This is a genomic window from Stenotrophomonas maltophilia group sp. Smal13, assembly GCF_030236855.1.
Taxonomy (GTDB): domain Bacteria; phylum Pseudomonadota; class Gammaproteobacteria; order Xanthomonadales; family Xanthomonadaceae; genus Stenotrophomonas; species Stenotrophomonas maltophilia_A.
Map to the genome: position 1 here is coordinate 878 of NZ_JASJSQ010000166.1, position 1,361 is coordinate 2,238.

Genomic DNA, 1,361 nt, shown 5'->3' on the forward strand with positions numbered 1-1,361 from the left:
GCTGGCGTCCCCTGCCGTCCGCGCCACGGCGCTGCGTGCGTCCACCGCCCGCGCCCGGAACTGCGCCTGCAGCTGGGCGCGGTCGATCCGCGCCTGATCCCCGACATCGTCCGCCGTGTGCGTCGCGTATTCGATCTGGATGCCGACCTGCAGCAGGTCCACGCCGCACTGGATGAGGAACCCTTGCTGGCGCGTGGCATCGCCGAGCGTCCCGGGCTGCGCGTACCGGGCGGCTGGGATGGCTTCGAAGTGGGCGTGCGCGCGGTGCTCGGCCAACAGGTCAGCGTGGCCGCGGCCACCACCTTCGCGCGGCGGCTGGTGGATGCCTATGGCGCGCACCTGCCAGGCATGCCGCCGGAGTTCGATCGCCAGTTCCCGGCCCCCGAGCTGCTGGCCGAAGCACCACTGGAATCGATCGGCCTGCCACGCAGCCGCGCCGCCACCGTGCGTGCGCTTGCCGCCGCCTGTGCCAGTGGCGCGCTCGACTTCGGCCCGGGCCAGGCGCTGGAAGAGTTCGTTTCCCGCTGCGTGGCACTACCCGGCATCGGTCCGTGGACCGCGCAGTACATCGCCTTGCGCGGGCTCGGCCAGCCCGATGCCTTCCCGGCCGGTGACCTGGTACTGCAGCAGGTGCTCGGCCATGCGCAGGGCCAGCGCCTGAGCGAACGCGCGACCGAAGCGCGCTCGCAACCGTGGCGCCCCTGGCGTGCCTATGCCGTGCTGCACCTGTGGCACCTGTCCGGCACTTTCGTTGGAGAACCGACATGACCTTGTTGTTCGACCGTTTCGACAGCCCGATCGGCGTGCTGACCATCGCCGGTGACGAACGTGGTCTGTCCCACGTGCTGTTCCCGGAAAACCGCCACCCGGCACGCGGCCGCGACGACTGGCACTACGCGCCGGATGCGCTGCCGGAAGCACGCGAGCAGCTGCTGCAGTTCCTGCACGGCGAACGCAGCAGCTTTGACCTGGAGCTTGCGCCACGCGGCACGCCGTTCCAGCTGCGCGTGTGGCAGGCGCTGGCTCTGATCCCGTTCGGCCAGACCTGGAGCTACCTGCAGCTGGCGCAGCACCTGGGCCAGCCCAGTGCGACCCGCGCCGTCGGCGCTGCCAATGGGCGCAATCCGCTGCCGATCATCCTGCCCTGCCATCGAGTGATCGGCAGCAACGGCGCGCTGACCGGCTTTGGTGGCGGACTGGAAACCAAGGCCGCGCTGCTGCGACTGGAACAACGCCAGGCCCCGCTGTTCGCCTGAGAGGGTTTGCCGGGCTGCGCCCGGCACCCGCAGAGGCAACGGCAAGGTCAAGAGCCAATACGGCTCCGGTTTTCTGCGCGCTGGGCGGGGCGGTATGGGTGGGCA

At 70.5% G+C, this 1,361-nt stretch carries 2 protein-coding genes; both read left to right on the forward strand.

Annotated features, from left to right (window positions below):
• Window positions 1-768 (forward strand): DNA-3-methyladenine glycosylase (locus tag QRO95_RS25145; RefSeq protein WP_285303741.1); only part of this gene is annotated, 768 nt, incomplete at its 5' end.
• Window positions 765-1,256, forward strand: coding sequence for a methylated-DNA--[protein]-cysteine S-methyltransferase (locus QRO95_RS25150; RefSeq protein WP_012510484.1), 492 nt, complete (start codon window positions 765-767; stop codon window positions 1,254-1,256). The genes QRO95_RS25145 and QRO95_RS25150, both read left to right, overlap by 4 nt.
• Window positions 1,257-1,361 lie beyond the last annotated feature (105 nt).

Excerpts from the sequence above, each read along its gene's own strand:
- QRO95_RS25150 (WP_012510484.1), top strand. The coding sequence starts at position 765 with ATGACCTTGTTGTTCGACCGTTTCGACAGCCCGATCGGCGTGCTGACC.